Source organism: Bacteroides sp. 43_46 (assembly GCF_001915455.1).
In the GTDB taxonomy this organism is placed as follows: Bacteria; Bacteroidota; Bacteroidia; order Bacteroidales; family Bacteroidaceae; genus Bacteroides; species Bacteroides caccae.
In genome coordinates, this window is sequence record NZ_MNQN01000077.1 from 1 (window position 1) to 5672 (window position 5672).

The following is a 5672-nucleotide window of genomic DNA, read 5'->3' on the forward strand; positions in this document are numbered from 1 at the left end:
AACGGTCTGCCACCTTCTTTAACCGGTTACCGGCATAACTCAAAGAAAGATCATCAATCACATCATAACCCGTCGCTGAAGTCTGCCCGTAGCGCTTCAAACCCAAGATATTACCCATTTTATCATAGCCCGTCACCTGCTCATTAAAACGGTTAATATTTACAGAAAGCTTCGGCCCTTCACCATATAAAGCATCTGAAAGACGGGAAAGACCGTCGTACATGAATTTATAGCCACGTTCCACTGCTTCATTACCGCTTTTCCAACTCATACTACTGATATTGCCGTTGTAGCAAGCCCTTCCCGGACCGTCCGTATAATAAAGCATTTGGCTGAACAATGGATGACGAATACCGGTAAGCCAGCCACGGATATTATAAGAATAGGTAACGGGAGCAGAAGAAACACCATGGTAAACACAGGCCGAAAGACGTCCCAAAGAATCGTATACATTTTCAAAAAGAGTTATGGCAGGCGCATTGTCCTGTTGATGCGTAACACGAACCAACCGGTCAAGGGAATCATAACTATAAGTCTCCGCATATATACAGTTGGCTTTGCCAGGAACTGTATGTACATGACGACGAGAAGCTACTTTGCCCGTAAAGGTATACGAATAAAAATCACGTTCAAATCCCCCAAGGAGGTTCGTAGAACATTTCTGGATTACATTTCCATAACGATCATAATAAAAAACCGCATATAGACGTCTAAAAGATTCTCCGGGAAGATCTACGTCTACCGAGGTACCGGTAAGCAACCCACAGGAAGAAGCTGAAGGGGTTTCCGTGTTTACATAGCGGATCCCGAAACCGGGGAGTTCGCAGTAATCGAGCGAATCTTTAATGACAGACAATTCGGGAGTATACAGAAAATCGTAGTTATCATAATATTTCCGAAGACAGGAGTTTACCAAGTCTCGCCCACCGTTGGAACCACGAGTCATTTCGGTCGTACTCGTAAGACGTCCGAATACGTCATAAGCATAAGCCGTATAATGCGAACGGGAATGCTGGACGCCATCTTCACTACAGATGATACGGTCTGCATTATCATATACATAGGAGACCTCATCACAGCCCGGATATTTCTTCTTTATGCAACGTCCCAACCCATCATAAGAATATTGATATGCCCACAAATCCAAGTCTTCATTCTCCTGATACGATGGAGGGAGAACATAGCACAAACGCCCAAAGCTATCGTAAACAAAATAAGTATCAGAAAAAACATTGCCGTCGCACGAACGAACAAGTAAAACACGCCCCTCACTATCTTTAAATGTATAGCTCCGGTATCCGTCTTCATCTGTATTACAAACCACAGAGAGAGAGTTTGCTTTGTAATATCCGTCATATAAAAGTCTACCACCACCGTCTGTTACCGAATATTTCTTACAGGAAAGAACAGAATCAGGAGAAGCTATATTAAAGAAATAATCATTTTTTATCCCTTTGCCAACCCAAGCCTTGCCCGGACCGGATTCCCAAGTAACACGATCCAAAGGCAAAGTATGGTAATCATAGCTTGTATAAGCCAAAGAATCCTGATAAGTTTCCAGAAGTTTCTTCTTCAGATCATACGAGTTATTATATTCCTGTTCAATACATACAGGCAACCAGATGCATTTGTTACGTCCTTGTGTGTCGTATTCCTGCAAGGATGCCAGATGACGGTTACCACCGGCGGCACCTTTCAATACAGCCAGATAAGGCCGTCCCAGGCCATCATAATATTGAATTTGGTCAATAGTGGCAACACCTAAGGAGTCACACATAGTACGTGTAAGGATATAATTATTTGTTGGTATCTGTGAATGAGCCCATAGAGTGAGCGTCAAAAATAAAATAATACAATATAGTTTTTTCATAATCATCTATGTTTTAATTATTAGAAATTGGGTTTACCACATGATAGTCATAGGTTTTGACAATGTTATGATCTGTATCGAGTACTTTTGTCAAGCGTCCCAAGGAGTCATAGACATTGAAATTACCACTGCCATTCGGATGATTCACTTCCGTTGTCCCCACAAGTGGAGTATGATTGTAGAGCGTAATTTTTGCTTGAGAACAAGTACCCCGAAGAGATTTCAGAGCAGAATGTACAGCCTCAGGTGAAATGTTACCCTTCACTACATTTTCCGGTTCAAGACCGGTTTTCTCACTTATCTGCATGATGTTCAGATTTTCAATAATCGCTAGCACATACTGTCCTCCGTATCCCCAGATAAAACAGACAACTGTACCATCTTGGCGTGTCACCTGCAACGGACGTCCACAAGAAAGATAAACGTCATACGTTTCCGTATCACGGAATTCCGTATTGGCATCGTTGCTGCTTTCCATTATTTTTGCCAGACTGAACCCACTCCGTGTATTTTCATCCGCACGATAAACATAGCGTATCGTCTTTTTTAACTCATCGTTCCTATATCTACGTTCTTCTACCGGAAAAGATACAGCATTCTTAGCTACCATTATGTCATAAGGTGTCTCTGCCTTATCAAAAGGATAACTATATTCGGTTTTATAGGTATCTCCTCCAGGAGCCGTCCGGATTATCTTATAAAGTTGGTTGTATTTCTGTCCGGATGTCGTATTATTGCCATATACATAACTAGTTTGCTCCTGTTGTTTTCCCCCTGGCAAAGAGTCAATTTGTAGAGAGTAAGACACCCGTGGAGAAGTTAAATTCAAAAAGTAAGTTTTGATTTCATATGAACTGCGATACCTCTCTTCCATGTTAGTTCCTCCCCCGTAATTTTGAATGATTACTTTTCTTTCCAGATCATCAAGGGAAACCATTTTAGAGGAGTGAGAATCCAACCGTTCGCTATTTGCATTTTGATTTCCGAAATGATGAGTGCCGTAACCTGTTATATTATCCCCTTGGTTGACAGCAGAACTGTAATATAGAGCATTGTTTTCATTTTGAAGGTATTCCCATGAGAAATGATTAGCAGCATAAGGGTAAACATGTTTCGTAAGCACGTCACCACAATACTCCTCCACATCGTCATAATATACGTCATTATCATTAGTGAAAATATTTTGTCCCAGATAAAGAGTGTAATCATTTCTAAAAATTTGCCCATCGAACAGATAGAGTTTCTGCATTTTTTTTCTAAAAGCCCAACCGGTCATGGGATAGCGTAGGCTACCTGCATCGATTGAAGAACTATTCGAGAGGTGGTATTTGAATTTTCTCACTATATTCTCACCCGACCCACTATTCTCTACAATTTCATCAATACGGGCTCCTCCAGCAGGTTCAGACATCCGTGCATCATTAAGTATCGTATTCTGACTGTAATAAAACACTGTATTTCCTCCCGTAGGATATGTGATTTTCTCCAATGAATAAGCCAATGTATTTGCCAACGAAGGTAACCGGTTATAGGCACCTCCAATCGTAACAGAATCAACAATAACTCCGGTATTATACAGCGGTACGCGCTGATTGGGAATCAAATCGGTATTTCCATCTTGCCCATTGTAATATCCCCAATAATCCACTCCTTTAGTGTATGGAGAATAGTCCAAAGCAGGGAGCCTGTAATTAAATTCATACACTTGACTATCCGAACCGGAAATTCCTTTAATCCGAATACGGTCAAGAAGCACGCGGTTATATTCACGAAGAGTCGTTTCTATATTAATTTCACGAATTAATGTGCCTGAATTATTGTAAACACAGATACTCTCCAATGTCTTCGTACGATTTGAATAATTGAAACTTACACTCCCATTCAAAAAAGTTATATTCTCCAGATAACGGATAGTTACATAAGAATCTCCAACCGGATAAGGCTGGGGATCCCCCCAAGTTTTATCGCTATCGCCATTCTGACCTGGAGTATAATATTGCTCAATACCATTGACACCTTTCCAATAACCGGAAGGAGGTACAAGCGGAGAGATATTAGGAACTATGGTATGTTCAACTGCATAATAGTCATAATTTCCCGGATGATATTCCTGAGGAAGAGCAGTGTTGTACGAAAAACTCATCCTCTCACCATCGACCGATTCAATAGAAGAAACCTTCCATGATGTATTGTAGGATATTCCATCTGAATGAGTTGTTGATTCACGGGCATAGGAAGATTCCCCGAAAACATAGCGAGTTCCATAGTTATCAACCAAGTTTATACTATTCTGGAAATACTCTGTAGCACATCCTCCGGGAACAGTCAACTGTACAGGATCTTCTGTCAACACATTGGGGTGAAAAGCGAGTTTATCGGTCATGTTCAGAATAAATTTACCGGAAGAAGAAAGAGTTCTATAGTGAAATATATCACATTGCAAGTCCTTTATACCTTGCCCTACCTGTGAGTAGAAAAGAGCATTATTTGTTTTCATATAGGTACTATCGCGCAAGAAAGACAGTTCATCCGGTAGTCCGCGTATCTCACGGGTTATTATAGGTTCGGCTTCCAACCGCCATCCTAGAGCTACGGCACCGTTCAATTCTCCTACCTTAATTCCTCCTGTAGTATAGGACAAGGTTATAGGAAGAGTAAACGATGGAGTCTTAATCTCATATAATGGAATACGAACAGTGACTTTTCCTCGACAATAGTCCACTTCTTCCGGAACCTTCTTAAATAAGGCAGCTGCCTCAACGGAAACAGGATAAAAGTCATTAATTTTACTAGCCATGCCATATATTGAAGGAGTATGTTGTGCGAGCACCTCTGGAAATACACACAAACAAATAAAAAATAATAAGAATAATTTTCTCATAACGTCTAGTTTTTATAGTAAATAGTAATATTGGTTTTAAATTTTATAAGTGATACAATCATTATAATATAATTGTATAGTGCATCTGTCATTCGGATAACCGTAGAGAGGAAAAATCTGCTTTAGTTTGTCACAAAAAAGGAGTCCTTCCCGGGAGGGACTCCTTTGCAAATTTAGAAAATATTACAGATTCATCGCATTAGCGCCCAAAACGCCTGCTAAAGCCGAAGCCACTGCGATAACCACCTTCAGGATCATATCCCAGACTGATTTCTTCATTGCCATAATTTACCTCCTTTCCGTGTCTTTAAATAGTTGTGTTACTCTGTGTTCTTCCGTGCTCACCGCCCCGATTGCAGATTCCCCGAATTCTCTGGACGCATCGAAGCACGGGCACTGTTTAATCCACTCTTCCGGCTCTATCTCACCGTTCCCGTTCAAGTCCGGTGAAAGATCGCGATGCCCGCATACCCGGCAGCCAGGGAAACGCAGCTCCAAATCGGCCACAAGTTGCCGGAGCGTAGCCCGCTGCGCCGGAGTCCGGGTATCTGCCGGGTGTCCCCGGCAGTCCAGACCACCTTCATAGCAGATACCTATCGAATGGGCATTGAAGCCTTTTGCGTGCGCCCCGATACGTTCGAGCGAGCGGGTGAGGTACAACGTTCCGTCCTTGCGGATGTAGTAGTGGTAGCCTGTTCCGTTGAATCCGCGACGCCGATGCATCACGTCCAAAGCTTCAGGGGAGAGTGTACAATCCTCCCTCGTGGCGCTGCAATGCACCACGAACAAATTGATAGTTCGCATAATTAGTGAATAATTAATAGTTCAGTTAAGCACCTGCCGTTCAGCAGAATACTTCGTTTAGTTTAGTCGTTTGAATCTGTGTTGTGCCGGAGAATCACACTGACGGATCCGGTGTCA

Annotated in this window: 3 protein-coding genes and 1 pseudogene; all 4 read right to left on the minus strand. The window is 41.9% G+C overall.

Features of this window, described 5'->3' with window-relative positions:
- The coding region (locus tag BHV72_RS06775) for a DUF6443 domain-containing protein (RefSeq protein WP_286855378.1) at positions 1 to 1870 on the minus strand (1870 nt) is incomplete at its 3' end.
- 13 nt (positions 1871 to 1883) lie between these two features.
- A complete protein-coding gene (locus BHV72_RS06780) occupies positions 1884 to 4751 on the minus strand; it encodes a hypothetical protein (RefSeq protein WP_286855379.1) in 2868 nt (955 codons plus the stop codon).
- A gap of 183 nt (positions 4752 to 4934) precedes the next feature.
- Positions 4935 to 5030, minus strand: a complete 96-nt coding sequence (locus tag BHV72_RS06785; protein WP_005681936.1) for a smalltalk protein — start codon at positions 5028 to 5030, stop codon at positions 4935 to 4937.
- Positions 5027 to 5555 (minus strand): annotated as a pseudogene (locus BHV72_RS06790) (N-acetylmuramoyl-L-alanine amidase). The gene BHV72_RS06785 and the pseudogene BHV72_RS06790 overlap by 4 nt, the downstream one beginning before the upstream one ends.
- Positions 5556 to 5672: the final 117 nt, after the last annotated feature.